The sequence below is a fragment of the Glacieibacterium arshaanense genome (genome assembly GCF_004681125.1).
Lineage (GTDB): Bacteria > Pseudomonadota > Alphaproteobacteria > Sphingomonadales > Sphingomonadaceae > Polymorphobacter_A > Polymorphobacter_A arshaanense.
Window position 1 is genome coordinate 155,219 of the sequence record NZ_SIHO01000001.1, and the last position, 25,833, is coordinate 181,051.

General features: G+C 64.1%; 22 protein-coding genes and 1 pseudogene. 12 read left to right on the forward strand and 11 right to left on the reverse strand.

The annotated features are described in order from the left end of the window. Positions 1 to 108 precede the first annotated feature (108 nt). On the reverse strand, positions 109 to 2,466 hold the full coding sequence (locus tag EUV02_RS00700) for a TonB-dependent receptor (protein WP_135244317.1): 2,358 nt from the start codon (positions 2,464 to 2,466) through the stop codon (positions 109 to 111). A 213-nt stretch (positions 2,467 to 2,679) separates the two neighbouring features. After that, positions 2,680 to 3,759 (reverse strand): Gfo/Idh/MocA family protein, encoded by a 1,080-nt coding sequence (locus tag EUV02_RS00705; protein ID WP_207790076.1) that lies wholly within the window; start codon positions 3,757 to 3,759, stop codon positions 2,680 to 2,682. Between the two features lie 29 nt (positions 3,760 to 3,788). On the opposite strand from EUV02_RS00705, the gene EUV02_RS00710 reads away from it, so the two are divergent. From EUV02_RS00710 to EUV02_RS00720, 3 genes are all read left to right on the forward strand, one after another. Next, a complete protein-coding gene (locus EUV02_RS00710; protein ID WP_135244318.1) occupies positions 3,789 to 4,724 on the forward strand; it encodes an aldo/keto reductase in 936 nt (311 codons plus the stop codon). Beyond that, entirely contained in the window at positions 4,721 to 5,794 is a 1,074-nt protein-coding gene (locus tag EUV02_RS00715) for an LLM class flavin-dependent oxidoreductase (RefSeq protein WP_135244319.1), read from the forward strand. Before EUV02_RS00710 ends, EUV02_RS00715 begins: the two co-directional genes overlap by 4 nt. Positions 5,795 to 7,078: 1,284 nt before the next feature. Next, positions 7,079 to 7,774, forward strand: a complete 696-nt coding sequence (locus EUV02_RS00720) for a DVUA0089 family protein (protein ID WP_207790077.1) — start codon at positions 7,079 to 7,081, stop codon at positions 7,772 to 7,774. A 927-nt stretch (positions 7,775 to 8,701) separates the two neighbouring features. On the opposite strand, the gene EUV02_RS00725 is transcribed toward EUV02_RS00720, so the two are convergent. After that, complete coding sequence (locus EUV02_RS00725) at positions 8,702 to 9,424, reverse strand: dienelactone hydrolase family protein (protein ID WP_166430446.1); 723 nt, start codon at positions 9,422 to 9,424, stop codon at positions 8,702 to 8,704. A gap of 133 nt (positions 9,425 to 9,557) precedes the next feature. Between EUV02_RS00725 and EUV02_RS00730 the strand changes: the two genes are divergently transcribed. Then, complete coding sequence (locus EUV02_RS00730; RefSeq protein WP_243445722.1) at positions 9,558 to 10,787, forward strand: acyl-CoA dehydrogenase family protein; 1,230 nt, start codon at positions 9,558 to 9,560, stop codon at positions 10,785 to 10,787. Between the two features lie 24 nt (positions 10,788 to 10,811). Here EUV02_RS00730 and EUV02_RS00735 read toward each other — a convergent pair whose 3' ends face one another. Next, positions 10,812 to 11,174, reverse strand: a complete 363-nt coding sequence (locus tag EUV02_RS00735; protein ID WP_135244321.1) for a SpoIIAA family protein — start codon at positions 11,172 to 11,174, stop codon at positions 10,812 to 10,814. A gap of 212 nt (positions 11,175 to 11,386) precedes the next feature. Between EUV02_RS00735 and EUV02_RS00740 the strand changes: the two genes are divergently transcribed. The 6 genes from EUV02_RS00740 to EUV02_RS00765 are packed head-to-tail and all read left to right on the forward strand — an operon-like array spanning position 11,387 to position 18,459. Beyond that, positions 11,387 to 11,872, forward strand: a complete 486-nt coding sequence (locus tag EUV02_RS00740; protein WP_135244322.1) for a ferritin family protein — start codon at positions 11,387 to 11,389, stop codon at positions 11,870 to 11,872. A gap of 18 nt (positions 11,873 to 11,890) precedes the next feature. Then, a complete protein-coding gene (locus tag EUV02_RS00745; protein ID WP_135244323.1) occupies positions 11,891 to 15,493 on the forward strand; it encodes a hydantoinase B/oxoprolinase family protein in 3,603 nt (1,200 codons plus the stop codon). Then, positions 15,490 to 15,903 carry a PaaI family thioesterase gene (locus EUV02_RS00750; protein ID WP_135244324.1) on the forward strand — a complete coding sequence of 138 codons (414 nt, stop codon included), beginning with the start codon at positions 15,490 to 15,492 and terminating at the stop codon, positions 15,901 to 15,903. The genes EUV02_RS00745 and EUV02_RS00750 overlap by 4 nt, the downstream gene beginning before the upstream one ends. Beyond that, positions 15,903 to 16,559: a DUF969 domain-containing protein gene (locus tag EUV02_RS00755; RefSeq protein ID WP_135244325.1), complete on the forward strand. Its 657-nt coding sequence runs from the start codon at positions 15,903 to 15,905 to the stop codon at positions 16,557 to 16,559. Before EUV02_RS00750 ends, EUV02_RS00755 begins: the two co-directional genes overlap by 1 nt. Next, positions 16,556 to 17,509 (forward strand): DUF979 domain-containing protein, encoded by a 954-nt coding sequence (locus EUV02_RS00760; protein ID WP_135245317.1) that lies wholly within the window; start codon positions 16,556 to 16,558, stop codon positions 17,507 to 17,509. Before EUV02_RS00755 ends, EUV02_RS00760 begins: the two co-directional genes overlap by 4 nt. After that, positions 17,506 to 18,459 carry a DUF2891 domain-containing protein gene (locus EUV02_RS00765; protein WP_135244326.1) on the forward strand — a complete coding sequence of 318 codons (954 nt, stop codon included), beginning with the start codon at positions 17,506 to 17,508 and terminating at the stop codon, positions 18,457 to 18,459. The genes EUV02_RS00760 and EUV02_RS00765 overlap by 4 nt, the downstream gene beginning before the upstream one ends. 136 nt (positions 18,460 to 18,595) lie before the next feature. Here EUV02_RS00765 and fghA read toward each other — a convergent pair whose 3' ends face one another. The 4 genes from fghA to EUV02_RS00785 form a co-directional block, all read right to left on the reverse strand. After that, positions 18,596 to 19,444: an S-formylglutathione hydrolase gene (gene fghA, locus EUV02_RS00770; RefSeq protein ID WP_135244327.1), complete on the reverse strand. Its 849-nt coding sequence runs from the start codon at positions 19,442 to 19,444 to the stop codon at positions 18,596 to 18,598. Between the two features lie 9 nt (positions 19,445 to 19,453). Beyond that, positions 19,454 to 20,266 (reverse strand): bestrophin-like domain, encoded by an 813-nt coding sequence (locus EUV02_RS00775; RefSeq protein ID WP_135244328.1) that lies wholly within the window; start codon positions 20,264 to 20,266, stop codon positions 19,454 to 19,456. An 11-nt stretch (positions 20,267 to 20,277) separates the two neighbouring features. Continuing rightward, positions 20,278 to 21,390, reverse strand: coding sequence for an S-(hydroxymethyl)glutathione dehydrogenase/class III alcohol dehydrogenase (locus EUV02_RS00780; protein ID WP_135244329.1), 1,113 nt, complete (start codon positions 21,388 to 21,390; stop codon positions 20,278 to 20,280). 107 nt (positions 21,391 to 21,497) lie between these two features. After that, a complete protein-coding gene (locus tag EUV02_RS00785; protein WP_135244330.1) occupies positions 21,498 to 22,355 on the reverse strand; it encodes an ice-binding family protein in 858 nt (285 codons plus the stop codon). A gap of 468 nt (positions 22,356 to 22,823) precedes the next feature. On the opposite strand from EUV02_RS00785, the pseudogene EUV02_RS16070 reads away from it, so the two are divergent. Then, positions 22,824 to 22,928, forward strand: a pseudogene (locus EUV02_RS16070) (PEPxxWA-CTERM sorting domain-containing protein); the annotation flags it as partial. A gap of 53 nt (positions 22,929 to 22,981) precedes the next feature. Here the strand turns inward: EUV02_RS16070 and EUV02_RS00795 are convergent. Continuing rightward, the gene (locus tag EUV02_RS00795) at positions 22,982 to 23,578 is read right to left on the reverse strand and encodes a GNAT family N-acetyltransferase (RefSeq protein ID WP_135244331.1); all 597 of its coding nucleotides are present in this window, start codon (positions 23,576 to 23,578) and stop codon (positions 22,982 to 22,984) included. Positions 23,579 to 23,722: 144 nt separating this feature from the next. Between EUV02_RS00795 and EUV02_RS00800 the strand changes: the two genes are divergently transcribed. Beyond that, positions 23,723 to 24,550, forward strand: a complete 828-nt coding sequence (locus tag EUV02_RS00800; RefSeq protein WP_135244332.1) for a hypothetical protein — start codon at positions 23,723 to 23,725, stop codon at positions 24,548 to 24,550. Here the strand turns inward: EUV02_RS00800 and hemF are convergent. Continuing rightward, positions 24,547 to 25,386 carry an oxygen-dependent coproporphyrinogen oxidase gene (gene hemF, locus EUV02_RS00805; RefSeq protein ID WP_135244333.1) on the reverse strand — a complete coding sequence of 280 codons (840 nt, stop codon included), beginning with the start codon at positions 25,384 to 25,386 and terminating at the stop codon, positions 24,547 to 24,549. The two genes, EUV02_RS00800 and hemF, sit on opposite strands and share 4 nt — an antisense overlap. Beyond that, a complete protein-coding gene (locus tag EUV02_RS00810) occupies positions 25,383 to 25,832 on the reverse strand; it encodes a tRNA (cytidine(34)-2'-O)-methyltransferase (RefSeq protein WP_135244334.1) in 450 nt (149 codons plus the stop codon). The genes hemF and EUV02_RS00810 overlap by 4 nt, the downstream gene beginning before the upstream one ends. Between the last annotated feature and the right edge of the window lies 1 nt (position 25,833).

Below are 25,833 nucleotides of genomic sequence, written 5' to 3' on the forward strand. Positions count from 1 at the left end.
CGGACGGGTTCGGCGGCGGTTCGCCGCCGCCCCGCCGGCCGGGCTTCACGCGAGTCCGGCGCGAAGCGAAAATTTGCGAAGGGCAAATTTCCGCTTCGCTTTGGCCGCTTAGAAGCCGACCCGCGCCGTCAGACCCCAATACCGATCCGCTTCACGCGGAATGATATAGCGCAGCGACCCGCCGGGCCCGCCGGTGGTGATGCTGGCGGTGAAGCTCTGGTCGAAGACGTTCTTGACGGTGCCGAGCAGCGACCAGCGGCCATCGGGCGACGCGAGGCCGGCCGTCAGGTCGAGGATGCCGTACGCCGGGATCGTCGTTGCGGCACGCACCGCGGCGCTCGGGTCGAGCTGCGACAGTTGGCTCGACTGATAGGCGCTCTGGAAGCCGAGGTTGACGTTGGCGAAGCCACCGGTTTCGATGGTGTAGTTGCCGCCCAGCGTCATCTTCCATGTCGGTGCGTTCGGCAGCTGTGTGCCCGACGGCACGACGGCTGCGGGGTTGCCGCCCGGCGGCACCTTGAACTGGTCAACCTGCGCATCGGTGTAGGCAACGCCACCCGAGAAGCTGAGGTTGGTCGTGGGGCGCCAGATCAGGTCGAGCGAGGCGCCCTGCGTCGAGACGTTGCCAGCGTTGGTCAGGCGGGTCACGACGACACCGGCGACGAGGTCGGGGTTGTTCGCCTGATAGTTGTAGTATTTGGCGTACCAGGCCGCGAGGTTGAGCGCCATCTTGCCGCCGAACAGCGAGTTCTTGAGCCCGAGTTCGAAGGCGTTGACGGTTTCGGGCTCGATCGCGCCGATGCCGGTGGCGGTCAGGTTGAAGAAGATGTTGTACGCCGGGCCTTTGTAGCCGCGCGAGTAGGTCGCATAGGCGGTCGATTCAGGCACGATGTCGTACTGCAGGCCGACCTTGCCCGACAGGTTGCTCGAACTGGTGCTGCCCGGCCACGGATAGGCGATCGAATAGGTAACGCCGCCGACCACCGGGCCCGACGGGTTGATACCGGGACCCGACAGCGTCGTATCGCGGCCATGGAAGACATCGAGATTGTCGAGCGTCAGGCGGAGGCCGCCGATGGCGCGGAAGCGGGTATTGATGTTCCACGTCGCCTGGCCGAACGCCGCGATGTTCGAAATCGTCGAGCCGAAGTTGGCCGTCCCGGTCGGGAAGGTCACCGTCGAAACACCCGGCGCCGTCGAGCACGGGAACAGACCCGGCGAAATCGCCGGCAGCGTCGTCGCGGAGCAGACGATGTCGCTCCGCGTGAAGGTGCGTTCGGAAACCGAGCGCGAGTAATAGGCACCCGCGGTCCATTCGAGCGGCACGCCCGAGGGCGAAGCGATGCGCAGTTCCTGGCTGAACGTCGTGCCGGTCTGCGGCCCATTGTCGTGCAACTGCGCGACGCCGACATAGGGTTGGCTGAGGAAGTCGCCGTCGCGGATTTCCTGGTTGTCCCAGCTGCGATACGCGGTGATCGAGGTCAGCGTGTTGTTGCCGAGCGCGATGTCGGCCTCCAGCGACACGCCCCAGCTGGTTTCGTTCGTCGCGGTGACGAGGTTCTGTTCGATCTGGCGGGTCTTGTTCCCCTGGATCGTCACACCCGGAAGCGCACCGGCGGTGATGCCGACCGGCGTCGTCGCGATGACTTCAGCGCAGCAATCATCCTCGGCCTTGCGGTAGTCGGCGATGAGCAGCAGCGAGACATCGTCCGACGCCTGATACTCGGCCATGCCGCGGATGCCGTAGTGCTTGTAGCCGTTAACCGTCGACTGGACGTTGGCGGCGACGTTTTCGATGTTGCCGTCATACTGGCCGTAGAAGCCGGTGACGCGGGTCAGCAGCTTGTCGGTGATCGGATAGTTGAGCGTCGCGCGGCCGCGCCATTCGTTCTGGCTGTAATAGGAACCTTCGACATAGCCCGACAGGTTGCGCGTCGGGCGCTGGCTGATGATCTGCACGACACCCGCCGAGGCGTTCTTGCCGAACAGCGTGCCCTGCGGACCGGGCAGTGCTTCGATGCGTTCGACGTCATAAAGGTCGCCGAAGCCTTCGCCGGCGCGGCTGAGCACGACACCGTCGAGCACGACGGCGACCGATGGTTCGGCGGCGATCGAGAAGTTGATCGTGCCGACGCCGCGCAGGAACAGCGACTGGTTGAGGCTGGTGCCCGACTGGCGGAAGTTGAGCACGGGGACGAGATACTGGACGTTGGCGATGTTGACGCCGCCGAGGTCGCGGATCTGGTCACCGGTGACGAGGCTGACCGCAACGGGCACGTCCTGCAGTTTCTGCGCGCGCTTCTGCGCCGTCACGATGATCGCATCGGGATCATCGGCGTCGGCAGTCTCCTGCGCGTCCTGCACGTTGACGTTTTTCGGCGCGTTGGCGACGGTGCTCTGCGCGAGCGCCGGCAGCGCGGTCAAAGCCAGCAGTGCGGTGCTGGCAAGCATGATTGAACGATTCATCGGTCAGTTCCCCTGGAAAATACCCTCTCCGTCGGTCCAAATGCACCGCGGCGATGTTGGTACGCATCTGTTAGGACAGTTTTCGGCACAACAAAGCAAAAACCGGCAATTGTTAACCCCAGCTATCCTGTGGGGTATCGGATTTGGGCGCAGCTGTGATTCAGTCGCAACACTTTGCGCGGTTTGACTGCCAATTTTCGTCGAAATCGGCCTTCAGAGCCCCAATTCGGCCATTTCGACGACGCGATGCTCTTTCGCGCTGATTTCGGCGGCGAGACCCATGGCGACCGCACGCAGCCCGTCATCGGCGGTGACTTCGATCTTGCCCTCACCGCGCACTGCCCGCGCGAAGGCCGCGTGGCTGTAGAAGCTGGCGCCGTGGTGATGGCCGGCGGCGAGCGCGGCGCCATCGACTTCGACGACCCGGCGTTCAACCTGCTTGGGGTTCATGAAGCCGACGCGTGGGCTGAAGACGATCTCGCCCTTGGGGATGAACACCTCGAGCCGCGCATTGTCGCCGACCGCGCAGATTTCTTCCTGCTGCTCGGCACCTTCGGCGAACATACTGAGGTCGAGCATCGCGCGCACGCCGTTCGCAAAATCGACCGTCGTGTAGCTGTTGTCGATGATGTCGGGTTTTTGCCCGTCATAACGCTCGTCTTGGTGGTTGACGTCGTTGCCGCCCGAACAATAGATGCGCACCGGCTCGGCCTGGACGATCAGCCGCATCAGGTCGAAGAAGTGGCAGCACTTTTCGACCATCGTGCCGCCGGTGTTCCGCGCAAAGCGGTTCCAGTCGCCGACCTTGACGAGGAACGGGAAGCGGTGCTCGCGGATCGACAGCATCTGCAGCTTGCCGACGCGGCCGGCGTGCAATTGCGCGACATAATCGGCGACCGGCGGCATGTAGCGGTATTCCATCGCCGTCCAGAAAATCCGGTCATAGCCCTTGGCACGCGTCGCAATCGCCCGCGCATCGGCGAGCGTCGTGCACAGCGGCTTTTCACACAATATATGCAGTCTCGCGTCCATCAGCGGCCCGAGCACGTCATGATGGGTGAAGTTCGGCGACGATACCACGACCGCGTCGCACAGCCCGCTTGCCGCCAGCGCGGCGCTATCGGCGAACGTCGCGACCTCGTGGCCGATGGCGCGCTGCGACATGGCGAGCGACGACGCCACCGGATCGGCCAGCGCCACGATCGTTGCGCCCGGCGTCAGCTTGAGGTTGTTGATGTGCTCGATGCCCATCATCCCCGAACCGACGATGCCCCAGCGAATTGCGTCTCCCATTGCCTGTTCCTTTGTGTCAAAACGCCCGCATGACCGAAATCACCCTCTCCCCCAAATCACGTCCGCTCGGCAAGAGCGGACTTTCCGTTTCACCCATGGCGTGGGGCATGTGGCGCTTCGCCGGCACCGACGTCCGGGCCGCGCGCGAGCGTGTCGAAGCTGCGCTCGATGCCGGCATGACCTTGCTCGATACCGCCGACATTTACGGCCCCGACAATGACGAGCCGTTCGGCGCGTCGGAGCTGCTGCTCGGCAAGGTGCTTGCCGAGGCGCCGGCGCTGCGCGACCGCATGGTGCTCGCCAGCAAAGGTGGCATCCGCATGGGTGTGCCGTATGATTCGTCGCCGGCCTATCTGGTCGAAGCCGTCGATGCATCGCTGACGCGCCTCGGTGTCGAGCGAATCGACCTGTGGCAGATCCACCGCCCCGACATGCTGGCGCATCCGGCTGAAACCGCGCGCACGCTCGAAGGCCTCGTCAAGGCCGGCAAGATCGGCGCCATCGGCGTGTCGAACCACACGCCCGCGCAAACCGCCGCACTCGCCGCGCACATGAGCCTGCCGCTCGCGAGCATCCAGCCCGAGTTTTCGCCGCTCGCCACTGCACCGCTGTTCGACGGCGTGCTCGATCAGGCGATGGCCAATGACTATGCCGTGCTGGCGTGGTCGCCACTGGGGCAGGGGCGGCTGGTCGGCGGCGACCCGCGCCCCGGTCGCGGCAAGCCCGACGACGCGCGCACAACCGCGGTCAAGGCGCTGCTCAAGGCGCACGGCGAACGCTTCGGCGTCGGTGTCTCGGCAGTCGCCTATGCCTGGGTGATGGCGCATCCGGCGCGGCCCATCCCGATTGTCGGCACGCAGACCCCGGCGCGCATCGCCGAGGCGGCGGAAGCCTTCAAGGTCAGTTTCACGCGCGCTGAATGGTACGCCATTCTCGTCGGTTCGCTTGGGGAAAACCTGCCATGAATGCTGTCGCCAAGGGCTGCGAAGTCAGCTGGTTTTCGGCGCTGTGCGACGATGACTATGAATTCCTGGGCCAACCCGACGCCGCGCTCAAATCGAGCTGGGAGCATTGCCGCAACATTGTGCTGACCGCTGAAAAGGGCGGCTTCGACAATATCCTGCTGCCCAGCGGCTATGCGCTCGGCATCGATACCACGGCGTTTGCCGCCGCGATCGCCACGGTTACGCGGCGCATCAAGTTGCTGATGGCGGTGCGGGTGGGCGAGGCTTGGCCGCCGCAACTGGCGCGCCAGATCGCGACGCTCGACCAGTTGGCGAATGGTCGTTTGAACGTCAACATCATCAGCTCCGAAATGCCCGGCGAGGTGCTGGCGAGTGCGCCGCGCTACCAGCGCACCGTCGAGCTGATGGAAATCCTCAAGACGCTGCTCAACGGCCAGCCGCTCGATTATCAGGGCGAGCATTGGCAGCTCAAGCTCGACCCACCGGGCATCAAGACGGTCAGCGGCAAATGCCCGCCGCTGTATTTCGGCGGGCTGTCGCCCGACGCGCGCGATGCCGCCGCCAAGGCCGCCGATGTCTATCTGATGTGGCCCGACACCATGCCCGCGGTGCGCGAAATCGTCGCCGACATGACCAAGCGCGCCGCCGCCTATGGCCGCACCTTGCGCTTCGGCTACCGCGTCCATGTCGTGGTGCGCGAAACCGAGGCCGAGGCGCGTGCCGCCGCATCGCGGCTGCTGTCGAAGCTCGACGCCGCCACCGGCGACGCCATCCGCGCCAAGTCGCTCGATTCGACCTCCGTCGGCGTCCAGCGCCAGGCCGAACTGCGTGAGGCGGCGGGCAACGAAGGCTATGTCGAGGACAATCTGTGGACCGGCATTGGCCGCGCCCGCTCGGGCTGCGGCGCCGCATTGGTCGGCGATCCCGACCAGATCCTGGCGAAACTGCGCGCCTATCAGGCCGAAGGCATCGAAGCGTTCATCCTGTCCGGCTACCCGCACGCCGCCGAATGCGACCTGTTCGCGCGGCATGTGCTGCCGAAGTTAGAGCATGGGCCGCTGGTGATCTGACCTATGGTCCCTCTACCGCAAACGGGAGAGGAAGCAGAACGGCAGCAACCGACCCCGTTGCGGTCTTTCCAATCTAGAAGTCGAATGACCAATAGCCGCCATTCAATCGACCGCGATCCGCGAATTTGCCGTATCTGTTGCAATTCAGTCTAAATGTTTACTATCTCCATGAGACAGCAACTACAAAGACCGCCAGCAACACGCTAAATGCTAACCGAAACTTGGCAAACCTCTGAATTTTTTTGTTGTCAATACCTTGAGCATATGCGGCTCCGGCAACGAGAGATTGCCAAATTATGATTGGCAGAATGGCCATCGTAACTAAATTCGACACCTGCATAATATTTACAACCGCCGCCGATTTTGTTGCTAAATCCAAGCTTATACGAGGTCCTATTGATTGGCTATGGACCTCAGAAGCAGACAGTCCGCTTCCCACCCCATAGTCGCCATTGCGCCGCCCCGAGACCAGCGGGATTGCCCCGGAAGCCGCCAGTCCGGTTTCGGCGGGGAAAGCTGCCTGGCGGCAACCGACCCCATTTCGGTCGCTATAAGTCGGGGCGCTGTTTCCGTTCGCGCCCATCGCATGTGCCGCTTCTATCTTTGCAACCGGTTCTACAAGTGTTCAATGTCCTAACAAAAAACTGCGTACGAGCCTCCCAATGCAGATATTCCCATCACCACGGCAATAAATCTCAAATAATAGATGTAATTCGGAGATTTGACAAAACCTACGTCTATCCATCGGCGATTTGGTTGATCATCCAAATCATAGGATTTTATAAGCCACATTTGTACTTTTTTTGGAAAGAACCAAAGCAATACGGAGAAAAATGAGAGGGATGAAAAAATAGCAATTGCTGAAATCATGGACTTATTACCTATTCACATCCAAATGATTGCTAAGCTTTCAAAATAAATATGCAACTCAAAGCAGCCTGTCAGCAACCCACCCCATTCCGGTCATAGCTCGTTACCGAGTCGACCTCAGATTGCCCGGAAGCTGCCGTTCCGGTTTCGGGGTGAAAAGCTGCCTGTCGGCAAACGACCCCAACTTGGACGTTGGGAATGAGATCCGCGCCACCTGGAAACGGTCAGCATGCCTTGAGGTGGACGGAGACGCCGTCCTTGAACGTTTCGATCACGGCTATGTCCTTGATGGTCATGGTGTCGACCTTCAGGGGATTCGTTCCAAGGATTACGAGGTCCGCCAGTTTTTATGCCTGGAAGGAGCCCTTCGATCCCTTCTCAGAAATTCTGTAACTTGCCAGTCTTTCCCCGCAGATGGCCATCGCGCCATCGGGTCCGAACTTCGAAAATTGTCAAATTGTTTTACACTTTGCCAAACTATGCATTTTCCAAATATCTGTTTCGATTTACCAAATTGAATTGGCATGGCTCTTGCAAATATGTTTATGTGCCGACACTTTTCGGCACAGCAAACAGGGGTATCACATGGGTAAACTGAAAGCTTGTCTTCTTGCTGCCGCAGTCGCTGCGAGCAGCATGGGATTTTCCACCGCAGCAAGTGCCGTGACCGTGTACGGGACGCTTACGTCAGCAGATGACATTGCATCGTTCAGCATTATTGTGACCACACCGGGCACCGTGACGTTCACAGCGTTTGCAATGCCGACTTTCGACTCGATCTTTTCGCTCTACGCCATGCCGTCGGGCTCGTTGCTTGCAGTCAATGATGACGGCTATGTGCCCGGCCATGATACCTATGACTCGTTCATCGGGATCACTCTCGGGGCCGGAAAGTATCAGCTCGATGTCACATCATATGCGAACTTCCCGAACGGCGACCTTGGTTCTGGCTACTCCGGGGGCAGCGGTTACCCCTTAGGTGGCGACTTCTCGGTTGAAGTGACCGGCGCTGCCGTCCCCGAACCTGCCAGCTGGGCGCTAATGATCGCCGGCTTCGGCATGGTCGGAACCAGCCTGCGCCGCCGCAAGGTTGCGCTCGCCGCTTCCTAAGTACCCGACATCCAGACGTGAGGGGCGGTCGGAAACGGCCGCCCCTTTTCATTGGCTAAGCGACGAACGAAGATCGGCCCAATAGTCCGAACGGTGTATAAATCCTTCTATCCAGCCGATTAAGCGAAAGTCCGCTTCCGCGTCGTCTTCAGCCAAAACCTGCCTTTCCGTTTCCCACCCCATAGTCGCCATTGCGCCGCCCCGAGACGAGCGGGATTGCCCCGGAAGCCGCCAGTCCGGTTTCGGCGGGGAAAGCTGCCTGGCGGCAACCGACCCGTTTCGGACATTCGCGCTTTTCCCGCACTTGCAGACGGACGTCCCTGCGAGCGAATTTAGCTAACTCTTCCTTGTCCACATCGGCTTCAACGCAAGTCCCGCATACAAGATAAGGATACCGATCGAAACGTCCGGTGAAAGTCTACCGCTGTTGGATAGAGTGACGCATGTAAGAAGTAGCGTCAAAATCATCCAAGTGAAAATATCCCAATAATTTTCTATCGTTCGATTAAAATAGGCTAAACATGCGACAACGGTCAGAGTTATCCCCAAGGTTAGCCGATAATCTACCACGAGCGTTAAGCCTGCAAATATGGGCAATGGGAGCAGGAAGCTCAGAGTGCGCAACTATCTGCCCCGTTCAAATGCATTGTGCCTACGCTAACTGGAAACCTGCCTGTCAGCAATCCACCCCATTCCGGTCATTCCCCGAAGCGAGTTCAGGTTGTGGCCTCGCACTGGCGTCAACAGCTTCACGCTAATCTCTAGCGTCCCGAATTTCCGAGCTAGACAGCTGCCCGTCGTGGCAAAGCCACGCCGTCGGACGGGTTCGGGCGGGGGTTCCGCCCGCCCTGCCGGCCGGCATGCGCACGAGTCCGTCATTAGTGGCAAAATCGCGAGGGCAATTTTGCCACTAACGACCGGCCGTGCTTATGCGAAAACTTCCTCGAAATGCGTCTTCATCGCCTGCCAGCTGCGGCGGTTGGTCGGTTCGTGGAACTTGATGCCGGGCATCATGCGGCCGTCGGCGTCGGGGTTGGTGAAGCTGTGGACGGCGCCGGTGTAGGCGATGGTCTGGCAGTCGGCTTCGGCGTCGCGCATTTCGTTGAGGAAGTCCGCGATGTGGTCGTGTGTCACCATCGGGTCCTCGGCGCCGGTCAGCACCAGCACCTTCGCCGGCACCTTGCCCTTTTGCGCGCGTTTGTTGGTCTGCAACCCGCCGTGGAAGCTGACGCCAGCGGCCAGATCGGGGTTGCCGTCGCGGACGATCGCCAGCACCGTCGAGCCGCCGAAGCAGAAGCCGATGGCGCCGACCTTGCCGTTGCAGCGCGGGTGCGCGTGCAGCACCTTCAGCGCCCCGCCTGCACGTGCCGCGAGCTGGTCGGGGTTCTTGAGTAGCGCGTTGAGCCACGCCATGCCTTCGGGAAAGTCCTTCGGGCTGGCGCCACCGCCATAGACATCGGCCGCCAGCGCCAGATAGCCGAGTTCATCGGCGATGCGCTGCCCCCACGCCTTGGTCTGCTTGCCCAGCCCCATGATGTCGGCAAAAATCGCGACGCCGGGGACCTTGTCATGGCCGGCGGGCACCGCGAGCACGCCGTGCGCCTGCGTGTCGCCGGCGGTGTAGGTGACTTCTTGCGTTTCGATCGACATGCGTCGCTCCCCTGATGTTGCGGGCTTTTCATCGCGCGGCCTTTGCAGTGCGTCAATGTCGCAGTGACTGGCGCCGCCCGCGAATCTTCGCCAAGATAGTTTCAAAGGCGCAGCAAGCGCCGCTTGAACGGGGATGACGCATACCATGGACCTGAACTGGAGCCCGGCTGACCTGGCGTTTCGCGACGAAGTGCGCGCCTTTCTCGATGCCGAGCTGACGCCCGAACTGCGCGCCACCAGCGAGAAGATGACCAGCGTCTATTCGAAACCCGAGGTGTCGCTCGAATGGCAACGCCGGCTGCACAAGCGCGGCTGGCTGGTGCCGTCATGGCCGGTCGAACACGGCGGCACCGGCTGGAGCGTCGTCCAGCGCTATATCTTCACGCGTGAACTGGCCGAGGCCGGCGCGCCGCCGCTGTCGCCGATGGGGCTGGGGATGATCGGCCCGGTGCTGCTGCACTATGGCACGCCCGAACAGAAGGCGACGCTGCTGCCGCGGATGTTCTCGGGCGAGGATTTCTGGTGCCAGGGCTATTCCGAACCTGAGTCGGGCTCCGACCTTGCGTCATTGCGGATGAAGGCGGTGCGGGACGGCGATCATTTCGTCTGCACCGGCACCAAGATCTGGACGACGCACGCGCATTACGCCAACCGCATGTTCTGCCTGGTGCGCACTGCCGACATCGGCAAGCCGCAGCTCGGCATCACCTTCCTGCTGATCGACATGGACGCGCCCGGCGTCAGCGTCCGCCCGATCGTGTCGCTGAGCGGCGAGCATATCCAGAACCAGGTGATGTTCGACGGCGTGCGCGTGCCCGTCAGCAACGTCATCGGCGCCATCGATGACGGCTGGACGGTGGCAAAGTATCTGATGGAATTCGAACGCGGCGGCAGCCAGTACGCCCCCGGCCTGCGCACGCGGCTGGCGCGGCTGCGGCGCTTCCTGCGCAGCGGCGAGGCCGGCGAGACCGGTGTCGGCCTGCGCCATGCGATTACCGACGTCGAACAGCAGATCGACGCGATGGATGCGCAGGAATTGCAGTTCATGGCGCTGCTGTCGCGCGGCGGCACGCCCGGCATGATGGCCTCGGTACTCAAGATCCAGGGCACCGAGCTCAGCCAGCGCCTGACCGAAATCGAGCTTGAGGCGAGCGGCGTCTATGGCGCCGCGTTCCAGCCGCAGCTGACCGCACCCGGCGGCGAAGTGCCGGGGTTTGTCGCGCCCGCCGGCAACAGCGGCGTCGGCCCGGCCTATGCGGCAAAGGCCGCGCCCAAATACTTCAACGACCGCGCCGGTTCGATCTACGCCGGCACCAACGAAATCCAGCGCAACATTATCTACAAACTGCTGGCGACAGCCTGATCGTCTGGTCAGCGGCGGTGCATGCTAGGACGCCGAGGCGATCCACGCCTTGGCGTCAGCCAACTGATCCATTCTGAACAGTTTGAGTTTGGCTGGAAACAAGGGCGCAAACATCCGCGTCGCCAAGCGCGCCCAGCCGACATCGCTTACGATTGCCAGATGACTGAAGTCGCGCCAGTGCCGAACCGTAAACACTTGATCGTCCCAGAATGCCTGCGGCGAAAATTCCGTGACGCCTTCGTTGAAGATGTAAAGTGCCTTGATCGGCCCTTTCCCAAGCATCGCGTCAACCCGCGGAATGAGCTTCTGATAGTCTTCGTGCGTGATCGGTCCCGAGGCTTCGACGCCCAGCACATCGGCCGGCAGGTCTTCGATGAATGTGAACATATCGGTCCCTCGAGATGTGCTGATGCGCTAAACAGGCATCGGATATGAACATTACACTAACAGTATAATACGATTTTGGACTAACGTTAATCAAATTCGCTACGCGCGGCGGTCACCGCTGCCCGGCACAATGCCCATGGCCGGCAATTGGCGGGACTTGACATGGTCCCAACGTCACTGCCTTCTGCGGCTTTAACAGGGAGCACGATCCGTTGACCACTTTGCCCGCATCCGCGCCCGCCACTACCGGCGCGGCGTTTGCACACATCAACGCCGTCACCGCGCCGACGATCGACGACCTCAAGCTAATGGTGTTCCTCGAAGCCTCGGGGCTCAAGGGCTATTACGGGCTGGCGTCGGGGTCCGAAAATCCCGAAATCCGCGCGCTGCTCGAAGCCAATGGCCGCGAGGAACTGGCGCACGCGCACCGCGTCGCGCAGGTCATCACGCTGCTGACCGGCGAACCGTTCGCGCCGCCCGCCGATGAGGAAAACCCCTATGTTTCGGCAACCGCGCCGGCGCTGACCGCCGCGGTGCTCGAAGGGCTGGTGCGCGCCGAGACGAACGGCAACGACCTATACGAAAGCTGGGCGCAAAGCATCGGCAACGCCGAAGCCGCCGCGCTGCTGCGCCAGAACGGCAAGGAAGAAGTCCGCCACGCCGATCGCGCCGCAAAGGCGCTGGCGTTGATGGGATAGCCCCGCCATAACCGGGCGATGGTTGACGCATCTTCGCCCGGCTGGGAATTCTGGATCGACCGCGGCGGTACCTTCACCGATATCGTCGCACGCGCGCCCGACGGCGTGCTGCATCTGCGCAAATTGCTGTCGAACAACCCCGCGCGCTACGCCGATGCGGCGGTCGCTGGCATCCGCGCGCTGCTCGGGGTGGGCGAGGGCGAAGCGGTGCCCGCGGACCGGATCGCGGCGGTCAAGATGGGCACCACGGTCGCCACCAACGCACTGCTCGAACGCGCCGGCGCACCGACCTGCCTTGCGATAACGCGCGGACTGGGCGACGCGTTGCGCATCGGCCACCAGGCGCGACCACGGCTGTTCGACCTTGAAATCAAACTGCCCGAGCCGCTCTACGGCCATGTCGTTGAAATCGACGAGCGACTGGCCGCCGACGGCAGCGTCGTGCGCGGCCTCGATGAAGCCACCGCCCGCGCCGGTCTGCAAGCGGCGTTCGACGCGGGATTTCGTGCGCTCGCGCTGGTGCTGATGCACGGCTATCTCAACCCGGTGCACGAAGCGCGCATCGGCGAAATCGCCGCCGACATCGGCTTTACGCGCATATCGCTGAGCCATGCGGTCGCGCCGCTGATCAAGCTCGTCGGGCGCGGCGATACCACGGTGGTCGATGCCTATCTGTCGCCGGTGCTGCGGCGCTATGTCGACAGCGTTGCGGCGGCGCTGGGCGATACGGCGCTGCAGTTCATGCAGTCGAACGGCGGGCTGGTCGATGCGGCGCGTTTCCAGGGCAAAGATGCGATCCTATCCGGGCCGGCGGGCGGCATCATCGGCATGGTCAAGACTGCCGAGGCTGCGGGCTTCGAGCGCCTCATCGGCTTCGACATGGGTGGCACCTCGACCGACGTCTCGCACTATGCCGGCGTGCTCGAACGCAGCACCGATAACAGCGTGGCGGGCGTGCGGGTGCGCGCACCGATGCTGCAGATCCACACTGTGGCGGCAGGCGGCGGCTCGATCTGCCGCTTCGACGGCATCCGGCTGCGCGTCGGCCCCGAATCCGCCGGCGCGATGCCCGGCCCGGCGTGCTACCGGAACGGTGGCCCACTGACGGTGACCGATTGCAACGTGCTGCTCGGTCGGCTGTCACCCGATCTTTTTCCGGCGATTTTTGGGCCGGGCGGCGACCAGCGGCTCGACGCAGAAACCGTCGCAGCAAAGTTCGCGGCGCTGTCGGACGAAGTGCTCGCCGCGACCGGCCAACGCCTGACGCCTGCCGCACTGGCGCAGGGATTCCTCGACATTGCGGTCGCCAACATGGCGCGCGCCATCCGGCAGATTTCTGTGCAACGCGGGCATGATCTGGCGCGCTACACGTTGGTGTGCTTCGGCGGCGCCGGCGGTCAGCACGCCTGCGCCGTCGCCGAAAGCCTCGGCATCTCCGAAATCATGGTGCACCCGCTCGCCAGCCTGTTGTCGGCGTATGGCATCGGCGCCAGCGACCTGCGCGAACTGCGCGAGACCAGCCTTGGCGTAGCGCTCGATGCCGCCGGCATTGCCGCTGCCAGCGTCGCTGCCGACAGCCTCGAAGCGCAGGCCCGCGCCGCGCTCTGCGCGGTCGCGGGCATGAAGGTGACTCGCCATGTCAGCCTGCTCGTACACCACGCCGGCGCCGACACGACGCTCGAAGTGCCGATGGGTGAAGCGGCCGCTGTCGCCGATGCCTTTGCCGCCGCACACCGCGCCCGCTTCGGCTTCATCGGTGACGGTGCGCCGATGATCGCCAGCGTCCGCGTTGAAATCGTCGTGTCGGCGCCGCTTGCTGCATCGGTCGCTGCAGCGGCGGGTGATGAACCCGCTGGCGGCGCGCTGGTCGATTGGGGGCAGGGCGCCGTCGACACGCGCGTGCTCGGCCGCGCCGCGCTGGCGCAGGCTGGCGAATTGGCGGGACCGCTGGTTATTGTCGACCCGACCTCGACGATCCTCGTTGCGCCGGGCTGGCAGGCGCGCTGCGACGCGGCCGCGAACCTGCTGCTGACGCGCGGCACCGCCGTCGCACGCAGCGAATACCGCAGCGAGTTTCGTAGTATTGGGCGCGATCCCGTCCAGCTCGAACTGTTCAACAACCGCTTCATGGATGTCGCGGAGCAAATGGGGCTGGCGCTGCAGAACACCGCCACCTCGGTCAACATCAAGGAGCGGCTCGATTTTTCGTGCGCGATTTTCGACGCATCAGGCGCGCTGATCGCCAACGCGCCGCACATGCCCGTCCACCTCGGCTCGATGAGCGACAGCATCCGCACGATCATTGCCGCACGGGGCAACACGATGGCGGCGGGCGACGCCTATATGCTCAACGCGCCGTACAACGGCGGCACGCATTTGCCCGACATTACCGTGGTAATGCCGGCGTTCACCGACGGCCCCACGCCGGCGTTCTTCGTCGCGGCGCGCGGCCACCATGCCGATATCGGCGGGCTGACGCCGGGGTCGATGCCGCCCGACAGCCGCAGCATCGACGAGGAAGGCGTGCTGATCGACAATGTCACGCTGGTCGAAGCCGGGCGCTTCCGCGAGGTCGAGGTCTCGGCATTGCTTGGGTCGGGTGCCTATCCGGCGCGCAACATCGCCGCCAACATCGCCGACCTGAAGGCGCAGGTCGCCGCATGCAACCAAGGCGCCGCCGCGCTCAAGACGCTGGTCGCGGCCCACGGGCAAGACGTGGTCGCCGCCTATATGGGCCATGTCCAGGACCATGCCGACGAAGCAGTGCGCCGTGTGCTGGAGACACTCGACAGCGGCAGCTTTACCTACCCAATGGACAATGGCGCCCAGGTGTCGGTGGCAATTACCGTCGACCGCACCGCGCGCACCGCACACGTCGATTTCACCGGCACCAGCGCCCAGCGCCCCGACAATTTCAATGCACCGCGCTCGATCGCGCGCGCCGCGGTGCTTTATGTGTTCCGCTGTTTGGTGGGGGATGACATCCCGCTCAACGACGGCTGCCTGCGCGGCGTTACGATCACCGTGCCGCGGGGCTCGATGCTCGACCCGGTGTATCCGGCGGCGGTCGTCGCGGGCAACGTCGAAACCAGCCAGGTCGTCACCGATGCGCTGTTCGGCGCGCTGGGCGTGATGGCGGGCGCGCAGGGGACGATGAACAACTTCACCTTCGGCAACGACCGAGTTCAGTATTACGAAACCGTCGCCGGCGGCGCCGGCGCAAGCGCGGCCTTCGACGGTGCCAGTGCAGTGCAGACGCACATGACCAACAGCCGGCTGACCGACCCCGAAATCCTCGAAACGCGCTTCCCGGTGCGGCTCGAAACCTTCTCGATCCGGCCCGGGTCGGGCGGCGCTGGCGCACACCATGGCGGCGATGGCGTCGTGCGTCGCGTGCGTTTCCTCGAACCCGTCACCGCCGGCATACTGGCCAACCGCCGCGATGTGCCGCCGTTCGGGCTGGCGGGCGGCGCCAACGGTGCAGCGGGCCGAAACTGGGTCGAACGCGCCGACGGCAGCCGCGAAGACTTCGGCGCGACCGCCACGGTGGCGCTGGCGGCGGGCGACGTGTTCGTGATTGAAACGCCGGGCGGCGGCGGATTTGGAAAGGCACGGGCTTGAACGACCTGATCGTCCCCGACGGCTTTGTGCCGCACACCCGCAAGAGCGCCGTGACGGCGCCGTGGGAGCCGCTTTATGCGCGCGTCACGGGGGAGGCGTTCATCCTCGGGCTGCATATCCGCCCCGAACATTGCAACGGCCGCGGATTGCTGCACGGCGGGGTCATCGCGGCGCTGGCGGACAATGCGATGGGGCTGAGCGCGGCGCTGCGCTACGACCCGGCGCCGGGCCTGGTGACGGTCAACCTGTCGGTCGATTATCTCGGCATGGCAAAGCTTGGCCAATGGGTCGATTTCACCACGAATTTCGTCAAGACCGGGGCGACGCTGGCCTTCACCTCGTGCCTTATCAATGCTGACGGCGTGCCCTGCGCCAAGGCGGCTGCCACCTTCCGCGTCGGGCCGCGCTAATGCTGGTGCTGTCGGGAATTGGCGTCATCGTCCTGGGCTTTGTGCTGCGCATCAACCCGCTGCTGGTGGTGACCGTCGCGGCGCTGGTCACCGGCTGGGCGGCAGGGCTCGATGCGCTGACGGTGGTCGCGGCGCTCGGCAAGGCATTCAACGACAACCGCTATGTCAGCGTCATCTGGATCGTGCTGCCGGTGATCGGGCTGCTCGAACGCTACGGCTTGCAGGAGCGCGCGCGGACGCTGATTTCGTCGATCCATGCCGCCACAGTGGGCCGGCTGCTGCTGACCTATATGATCTTCCGCCAGTTGACCGCAGCGGCGGGGCTCAACGCGATTGCTGGCCATGCGCAAACCGTGCGGCCATTGCTCGCGCCGATGGCGGTGGCCGCAGCCGAAAAGCAGGGCGCCACGACCGACGCCGAGCACCAGAAAATCCGCGCGATGGCGGCGGCGACCGACAATATCGGGCTGTTCTTTGGCGAGGACATCTTCCTCGCGGTCGCGTCGATCCTGCTGATCAAGGGCTTCCTCGAAAACTACGGCATCCTGCTGTCGCCGCTGGCGCTGTCGGTGTGGGCGATCCCGACCGCGATTGCCGCGACGCTGATCCACGGCTTCCGGCTGTGGCGGCTCGACAAACGGCTCGCCGCACGATGATCGGGCTGTCGTTCATCTACAGCTTCGGCGGCATCGTCTTCGCCGCGATTGCGCTACTTAGCGCGCACGACCGCGCTAATCGCAAGCGCTGGGGCAATGCGGCGTTCTGGGGGCTGCTGGCACTGAGTTTCCTCGGCGGCAACGCGCTCGGCGACCTCGGCAACGGTGTGCTGGTGCTGGTGCTGGTGGCGCTCGCCGGGTTCGGCGCAGTCGGGCGCAGCCACCCGGCGACGACCGACGCGCCGACGCGGGTCGCGTCTGCCGCAAAGTTCGGTAACCGGCTGTTCGTGCCGGCGCTGGCGATTCCGGTGACCGCGCTGGCGGGCACCCTGTTGTTCAAGCACGTCGACATCGGCGGCTTGCCGCTGGTCGATCCCAAGCAGACGACGTTGGTATCGCTGGCGCTCGGCGTGCTCATCGCGTTGGCACTGGCGAGCGTCATGTTGCGCCCGCCGAAACTCGCGGCGTTGCAGGAAGGCCGGCGCCTGCTCGATGCCGTCGGCTGGGCGGCGGTCCTGCCGCAGATGCTCGCCGCGCTCGGCGGGGTGTTCGCGCTGGCCGGGGTCGGCGAGGTCGTCGGGCAGGGGGTCAGCGCGATTGTGCCGGACGGCAATCTGTTCGCGGCGGTCGCGGCGTATACGCTCGGCATGGCGCTGTTCACGATGGTGATGGGCAATGCGTTCGCAGCGTTTCCGGTGATGACCGCGGCGGTGGCGCTGCCGCTGCTGGTGCATGGCTATGGCGGCAACCCGGCGATCATCGCGGCAATCGGCATGCTGTCGGGGTTCTGCGGGACGCTGTGCACGCCGATGGCGGCGAACTTCAATATCGTGCCGGCGACGTTGCTCGAACTCGATGACCGCAACGGCGTCATCAAGGCGCAGGTGGCGACCGCACTGCCGCTGCTCGTCATCAACACGCTGCTGATTTACGGACTGGCATTTAGATGAGACTGACCCCTGACCTCGCGTCGCGGATAGCGAATATCGCGCTGGCGCATACGGTGCGCGAATTCCCGCACAAGCTCGACCATGTCTGGAACGGCGCCGGCGATGGCACGCGGCCGAGCGCACAGCACCCGATCTTCTATGGTAGCTTCGACTGGCACAGTTGCGTCCATGGCTATTGGCTGCTGCTGAGGCTGTTGCGGCTATTCCCCGACCTGCCCGAAGCCCCGGCCATCCGCGCCCGCGCCGACGATGTCTTCACCGCCGCAAAGGTCGCCGGCGAACTGGCCTATCTGGCGCGCCCCAACAGCGGTGGCTTCGAACGGCCCTATGGCTGGGCGTGGCTGCTGGCCTTGCACGGCGAGGCGGCGCTGCACGATGCCGCCTGGGGTGCGGCACTCGAACCACTGGCCCGAGCCTTCGCCGCGCGCTTCACCGCGTTCCTGCCGGTGCAGACCTATGCAATCCGCAACGGCAGCCACGCCAATACCGCATTCGCGCTGGTGCTCGCACACGACTGGGCGGCGGAGCATGACGCGCCGCTCGCCGCGCTCATCAGCCGCCGCGCCCGCGACTGGTACGGCACTGACCGCGACGCGCAGGGGTGGGAACCCGGCGGCGACGATTTCCTGTCGCCGGTGCTGACCGAGGCGCTGTTGATGCAGCGCGTGCTGCCGGCCGCCGACTTCGCCGTCTGGTACTCGGCGTTCCTGCCCCGTCTCGCGCAGCACCAGCCACCAGCCTTGTTCACCCCCGCCACCGTCAGCGACCGCAGCGACGGCAAGATCGCCCACCTCGACGGGCTCAATCTCAGCCGGGCGTGGGCGTGGAAGGCACTGGGGCACGGCGATCTGGCGCAAATCCACCTCGACGCGGGGCTGCCGCATATCGCCGGCGACTATGCCGGCGAGCATTGGCTGGCGACCTATGCAATGCTGGCTTTGGAGGGTTGAAGGGCCTCCGGCGGGCAGGGGCTTGCCCCTGCACCCATATATTCGCGGCACGCTGCAATAGCCGACGCCGACTCTTGGTACGCGGGCTGAATCAATGGGTGCAGGGGCAAGCCCCTGCCCGCCGGAGGCCCTTCGCTCAGACTGCCGGGCGCTTCAACCGCGCCGCATGCCAGTCCAGATGGTCATCGATGAAGCTCGAAATGAACCAGTAGCTATGGTCATAGCCGGCGTGGCGGCGCAGCGTCAGCGCGATACCGGCCTTGGCGCAGGCTGCTTCGAGCAGTTCGGGCTTGAGCTGTTCGGCGAGGAAATTGTCCGCGAGCCCTTGGTCGACGAGCACGTCGGGCAGCCGTGCGCCGTCAGCGATCAGCGCACAGGCGTCCACGCCACGCCACGCCGCGCGGTCGGCGCCGAGATAGGCGGTCAGCGCCTTTTCGCCCCACGGGCATTGCATCGGCGCGACGATCGGCGCGAACGCCGAAACGCTGCGGTAGCGGCCGGGGTGGGTGAGCGCCAGCGTCAGCGCGCCGTGGCCGCCCATCGAGTGGCCGGTGATGCCTTGCGCGTGCATGTCGGCGGGGAAGTGTGCGCCGATGAGGCGGGGCAATTCGTCGGCGATATAGCTGCCCATGCGGAAATTAGCCGCCCATGGCGCCTGCGTCGCGTCGAGGTAGAAGCCCGCACCTTGGCCGAGGTCATACGCCGCGTCATCGGCAACGCCGTCACCGCGTGGGGACGTGTCGGGCATCACCAGCATCAGACCGAGCTCGGCGGCACGGCGCTGGGCGCCGGCCTTGGTGCTGAAATTCTCTTCGGTGCAGGTCAGCCCGGCGAGGCACCACAGCACCGGCACCGGTCGCGTTGCGGCTTGTGGCGGGGTGAACACGGCAAAGCGCATCGGCGTACCGGTGCTCGAAGATTCATGGCGATAAAAGCCCTGCGTGCCGCCGAAGCAATGCGCGGTCGAAAGCGTCTCGTACGGCATGGCGTGTTCCTAGAATTTTGTGCCGGCGGCCTTGGCGTCGGGCGCCATCATCGACTGATAGACTTCCTCGAAGGCATCGGAGCTGACGCTGATATCGCCGCGGAACGGATAGTCCATCGCCGCGATCAGGAAGATGACGACGCCGATGAACGCTGCCAGCAGACCGACCAGCACGACATGGACATGGCGCGACATGCGCAGCATCCACACCAGCCCGATATTGATCGCCGCGCCGAACAATACCACCGCCCATAACAGCCCCTGGATGCCGGTGTTGACCGACGCCAACCGCAGCCGGCGCAGCTCTAGCAGGTTGTTGGCTTGGCGCAGCGCCTCCTGATGGATGACCGTTTCGCCGGCGTCGGCGGGCTTGAACGTCTGGATGCGCTTGAAGAAGGTGTCGAGCTCGACGGTGGTGCGTTGCTGCGTGATGCCCTCGCGCTGCATCGGCCAGGCGTTGTCGATGATATCGCGCGTATAGACGCGCAATATGCCCTTCAACTCGCCGCCGAGTGGCGCGGGATAGCCGCCGACATCGCGGTAAAGCGCCCCGACGCTCGCCGCCTCGCGGTCGACGATCGTCATCATGTCCGACAAATTCTGGCTGGCGTCGACCGCCATCAGGCCGAGCAGGATGCCGTAGAGCATCGCAAAGCTCGACATGGCGAAACCGACCATGTCGTTGGCGCGCGAATCGCGGTGCAACCAGTCGAGCGCGGTCAACCGGAACAACAACAACCCGCCAACGCCGAACGCGGTGAACGCGAACATGAACACCAGCGCCATCAGCCAGTCGGGATAGTCGTAGATCCAGAAGAACATGCCGCGCCCCCTCAGAACCGGATGACGGTGCGGATCGACTTGCCTTCGTGCATCAGGTCGAACGCATCGTTGATCTTCTCCAGCGGCAGCACATGGGTGATCAGGTCGTCGATGTTGATCTTCTTGTTCATGTACCAGTCGACGATCTTCGGCACATCAGTACGGCCGCGCGCACCGCCGAACGCCGAGCCCTTCCAGACGCGCCCCGTCACCAGCTGGAACGGCCGCGTGCTGATTTCCTTGCCGGCTTCGGCGACGCCGATGATGATGCTTTCGCCCCAGCCACGGTGGCAGCATTCGAGCGCCTGGCGCATGACATCGGTGTTGCCGGTGCAGTCAAAGCTGTAGTCGGCGCCGCCGTCGGTCAGTGCGACCAGCGTTTCGACGACTTTGTCGTTGCCCACGACCTTCGGGTTGACGAAGTGCGTCATGCCGAACGCCCGCGCCATGGCTTCCTTGCCGGGGTTGATGTCGACGCCGATAATCTTGTCGGCGCCGGCCATGCGCGCACCTTGGATGACATTGAGGCCGATGCCGCCCAGCCCGAACACCACGACATTGGCGCCGGGTTCGACCTTGGCGGTCCAGATCACCGCGCCGATGCCGGTGGTGACGCCGCAGCCGATATAGCAGATCTTGTCGAACGGTGCCGCCGGATCGACCTTGGCGACGGCGATTTCGGGCAACACGGTGAAGTTCGAAAACGTCGAGCAGCCCATATAGTGATAGATGGTCTGGCCCTTGTAGCTGAAACGGCTGGTGCCGTCGGGCATGACGCCCTTGCCCTGCGTCGCGCGGATGTGCGTGCACAGGTTGGTCTTCTGGCTCAGGCAGCTTTTGCACTGGCGACATTCGGGCGTGTACAGCGGGATGACATGGTCGCCGACCTTGACCGAGGTGACGCCGGCCCCGACTTCGCGGACGATGCCCGCACCTTCATGGCCGAGCACCGACGGGAAGATGCCCTCGCTGTCCTTGCCCTCGAGCGTGTAGGCGTCGGTGTGGCAGACGCCGGTCGCCATGATTTCGACCAGCACTTCACCGGCCTTGGGGCCTTCAAGGTCGAGCTCGACGATTTCGAGCGGCTGGTTGGCGGCAAAGGCGACGGCGGCGCGGGTCTTCATCGGCGGACTTTCCTGAATTTGGCTCGGCTGCTTCTACCGACTGTCGGCAGCAACTTCAAATTGCCAGATTCAGGTGTGCGTCCGTTTCAGAGCCGCGCCGCGCGCGCTTACACGACCAGCATCCGGCGCCGCCGCAGGCGCAGGCCGACGCCGGCAAAGCCGGTAATCAGCAGCGCCCAGCTCGCCGGTTCGGGCACCGCAGCCGTCGCGGCACCGCCGCTAAAGCCGTAGCTGCCGAAATCGCCGCTGCCGCAGGTGTTGGTGACGGTGTTGGTGTCGAGTGTTACCGCCGCGGTCGACGCCAGCGCCCGTCCGCACAGGATCTGCGCGCCGGTATCAAGCGTGATGCTCGCCTGCGCGAGGATGTTGCCGGCAAAGCGCGTCGCGGTGCCCAGCGTCGCCGAACTGCCGACATTCCAGAACAGCGTCGTATTGGCATTGCCGTTCAGGACCTGCACCGATGACGCACTCGCCGTCGTCAATGTCGAGCCGATCAGGAAGACGAACGCCGCATTCGGGTCGTTCTGTGCGTCGAGCGTCAGCAGTCCGTTGAGCTGCGCCGAACTGGCGAAGCGGTAGGTGCCGGGTGTCAGGATCGACACGCCGCCGGTCCCGAGTGTCTGGCCAGTCAGGTCGCTTGTCACCGGCATGCTAACGAGTGTTTGCATGGCGTTCGCCAGATCGGCCTGTGCCTGTGCCGCCACCGCGTCCGTCGCATGGACAGTGCCGGTCAGCGTGATGGTGCCCAGCCCGGTGATCGCCGTGCCTGGGCTGACGCCGAGGTCGCCGACGATGGTTGTCGGGCCAGTGTTGGTGACGGTCGCTGCGCTCAGGACGGCGAACTGCTGCGTTGACCCCAGAATAGTCAGCGCTGCAGCGGGCGCCGCAATGGCACTCAGCAGTATCAGTAGAAGTGCTTGATAGAGGTGTTGCGTGACGTGAAGTTGTGACCGAAATATATACATGACCAATTCCTCGGTTGCTGCGGTTGCAGAAAGTCGAGACCCCAATTTGGTATTTTTCGTGTCGGCAAGTACGTCCAGACGATGAGCTCCACTGCAGCACGCTGCACCTCCATGCGAGGCCCACGGAGACATAAAAGCACGTTTCGGCGGCGGTGGTTCCAAACTGTTTGAAAAATGCGACGAATCGAGTTTGGCAGTCCGACTGTCTTAATTTGACCGTAACACCTTGCTGGTAAACCATAATTCCTGGGGTTGAGCATTAGTCACAGACAGGGAGTTTAGAGTATGAAGATTTTGGCACTGACAGCAGTCGCACTCCTCGCGGCCGCACCGGCGCTGGCCGTGACAACGGTTAACGCCGACAAGGAAGCTCTTCGCATTGCCGCCGAGCGTGGCGATGCCTGGCACATCAAGCACCTCGGCCCGGTGACGCCGCCGGCGGTGATCGTTGAAGCGCCGACCACGCCGGCCGGCGCTGTGCCTGAACCGGCCAGCTGGGCGATGATGGTTGCGGGCTTCGGCCTGGTCGGTGGCGCGCTGCGTCGCCGCAGCCTGGCGCACGTCGCTTCCTGATCATCGGGTCAGACTGAATTGGGCCCGGAGGACGCACGTCCGCCGGGCCTTTTTTATGCGAGCAGCAGCACGTGCGGCGCGATATCGCGCGGGTAGAGCCCGGTCACCCGCGGATCGGGGAAAGTCTCGACGGCACGCGCATAGGGCTTGAACCCCTGACGCTGGTAAAAGCGCAGTGCGCCGGGATGATCGAGATCGCAGGTGTGGACCCAGACGCGCACCGTATCGTCGCGCCAGGCACGACGCAGCGCGTGTTGCATCAGCCAGCCGCCATGGCCATGTCCGGCGAGTTCGGGGGTCAGCCCGATGAACGCCAGTTCGGTCTGGCTCGGTGCCGCGAAATCAAGCTCGATAATGCCGATGGCGGTGCCGTCGCGGCGCGTCGCGACGTAAAGCTCGGTCGTCGGCGCATCGAGAATTGCGGCAAGTTCGGCATCTGACAGCAGCAAGCGGCTGAACCACAGCCACGGCCCGCCAATTTTACGGAACAGCGCGCGATAAGCCTCGACACTGGCCGGTGCTGTCCAGCGCTCGAGCTTGAACGGCGCGCGCACCGGCTCGGTCGGTGCGGCGGGACGCGCGGTCATTTCGAGGCTGGTGACGATGGTGGCGAGCCAGCCGGCGGGCACGGGGGTCAGGGTGGATTGCATGCTGCCAGCCATAGTCAAAGCGCCGGTCTTGCGGAAGCCGCGACGCATTGCCGCCAATTCGGTCGCAATTTGGGTGGCGGGCGCGATTGACGGCCATCGGCGCGATTCCTAGCATCGTGGCAGGGGCATTTCGGGGGAAATTCAATGACTTTTTCGGTGGGATCGGTTTGGCGCGCGACGCACGCCGTGGTGCGGCGCGACTGGCAAATCTATGCGGTGGTGCTCGCCGCATTTTCGGTGCTGCCGGCGCTGGTGCTGCGGATGACCGTGCAGATGCCATCGCTCGACCATCCCGAAGTCCGGCTCGGCGTCGCCGGCTGGTCGTTCCTCATCGTGAACTATGTTTTGGCGCTGATCGGCACGTTAACTGTCGCGGCGCTGGCGGGCGCGACGGCAGAACTGCGGGGGCAAAGCGTCGGCACTGTTCTGGCGGGCACAGTTAAGCCGATGATGAAGTTGCTTGCGGCGAGCTTGCTGGCGTTATTGATCATGACGGTTGCGTTCACAGCCATCGGTTTCGCGTTGGGGCTCTTGGCCGGCATAGTTGGCATCCTGTCAGGCGTGAAGCTGCCAGACACGCAAAGCGCAGGATGGGTGCTGTTTCTCATTTTGATTTTTACCGCCTTTATCGGCGTGGAACTCTATGTCGTGCTGCGCCTGAGTGCGTTGCCGGGCATCGCGCTTTTCGAACGCATCGGGATTAAGGCCAGCCTGCGCCGGACGTGGCGGATGACGCGCGGTCACATGCTGACGCTGCTCGCGTTGGCGTTGATCTACATTGTCGCGGCCGTACCGATCGTGGCGCTCGTCTATCTGGGCACGCAAAAGTTCGGACCGCCGACAGGCTCGCTGCCTGCATTCGTCGTTGCAGCGCTGCTATTGCTGCCCGGTCTGGTGCTCAGCACCTATTTCAGCGCGGCGATGGGCGTCGTCTATCGCCTACTCGCCGGCGCCGAGGTCGAGGCCGCCTAGTCCCATTTGGCGACGGGCGGCAGGCTCATCAGAATGGCATCGACATTGCCGCCGGTTTTCAGGCCGAACAAGGTGCCGCGGTCGTAGATCAGGTTGAATTCGGCGTAGCGGCCACGATACTGCAGCTGCGCCTCGCGGTCGGCGGCGGTGAAGCTGTCGTGGAGGTGGCGGCGGACCATTTCGGGATAGGCGCTCAGGAACGTCTCGCCGACATCGCGGGTGAAGGCGAAGTCCTTGTCCCAGTCATTCTCCAGCCAGTCGTAGAAAATGCCGCCGACGCCGCGCGCGACATTGCGGTGCGGGATGAAGAAATATTCGTCGCACCATTTTTTGAAGCGCGGGTAGTGTTCGGGGTCGTGGCGGTCGCAGGCGGCCTTGAACGCGGCGTGCCAGTCGGCGGTGTCCTTTTCAACCGGTAGCGGCGGGTTGAGGTCGGCGCCGCCGCCAAACCAGCGCTTGGTGGTGACCAGGAAGCGCGTGTTCATGTGCACTGCCGGCACCTTGGGGTTGGTCATGTGCGCGACCAGGCTGATGCCGGTGGCGAAAAAACGCGGGTCCTCGGTGGCGCCGGGAATGGTCTTGGCAAATTCGGGCGAGAAATTGCCGTGGACGGTCGAGACGTTGACGCCGACCTTTTCGAAAACGCGGCCCTTCATCACACCCATCGTGCCGCCGCCGCCTTCAGGGCGCTGCCACGGTGTGTAGACAAACCGGCCGGCGGGTTCGTTGCCACCAAGTTCGTCTTCAAGGCCTTCGAACGCCGCGCAAATCCGGTCGCGCAACGACTGGAACCAGGTCTCTGCGGCTTGTTGCTGGGCATCGAGCTTTGTGGTCATGACGGAAATCCCTGAGTTTGACGAAGCGCCTCGGCCAGCACGATGCCAGCCGCGACGGCGACGTTCAATGAGCGGGTGCCGGGCACCTGGGCAATACGTAATCGCACGGATGCGGCAGCGTGGACGAAATCGGGCGCGCCGGCGCTTTCCTGCCCGACCATGATGATGTCGCCGTCTGCAAAGTCCGCGTCCGCGTGGCGGACGTCGCCGCGCGTGGTCAGCAGCATGATGCGCCCCGGCTGCGCGGTGCGAAACGCCTCCCAGTCGCGGTGGCGCGTCAGCTGCACGATGTCGGCATAGTCCAGCCCGGCACGGCGCAGCTGCCGGTCATCGAACGCGAAACCGCAGGGTTCGATGATGTCGACGCCGACGCCGAGACACGCCGCCAGCCGCAGCATCGTCCCGACATTGCCGGGTTGGTCGGGCTGGAACAGCGCCAGTCGCACG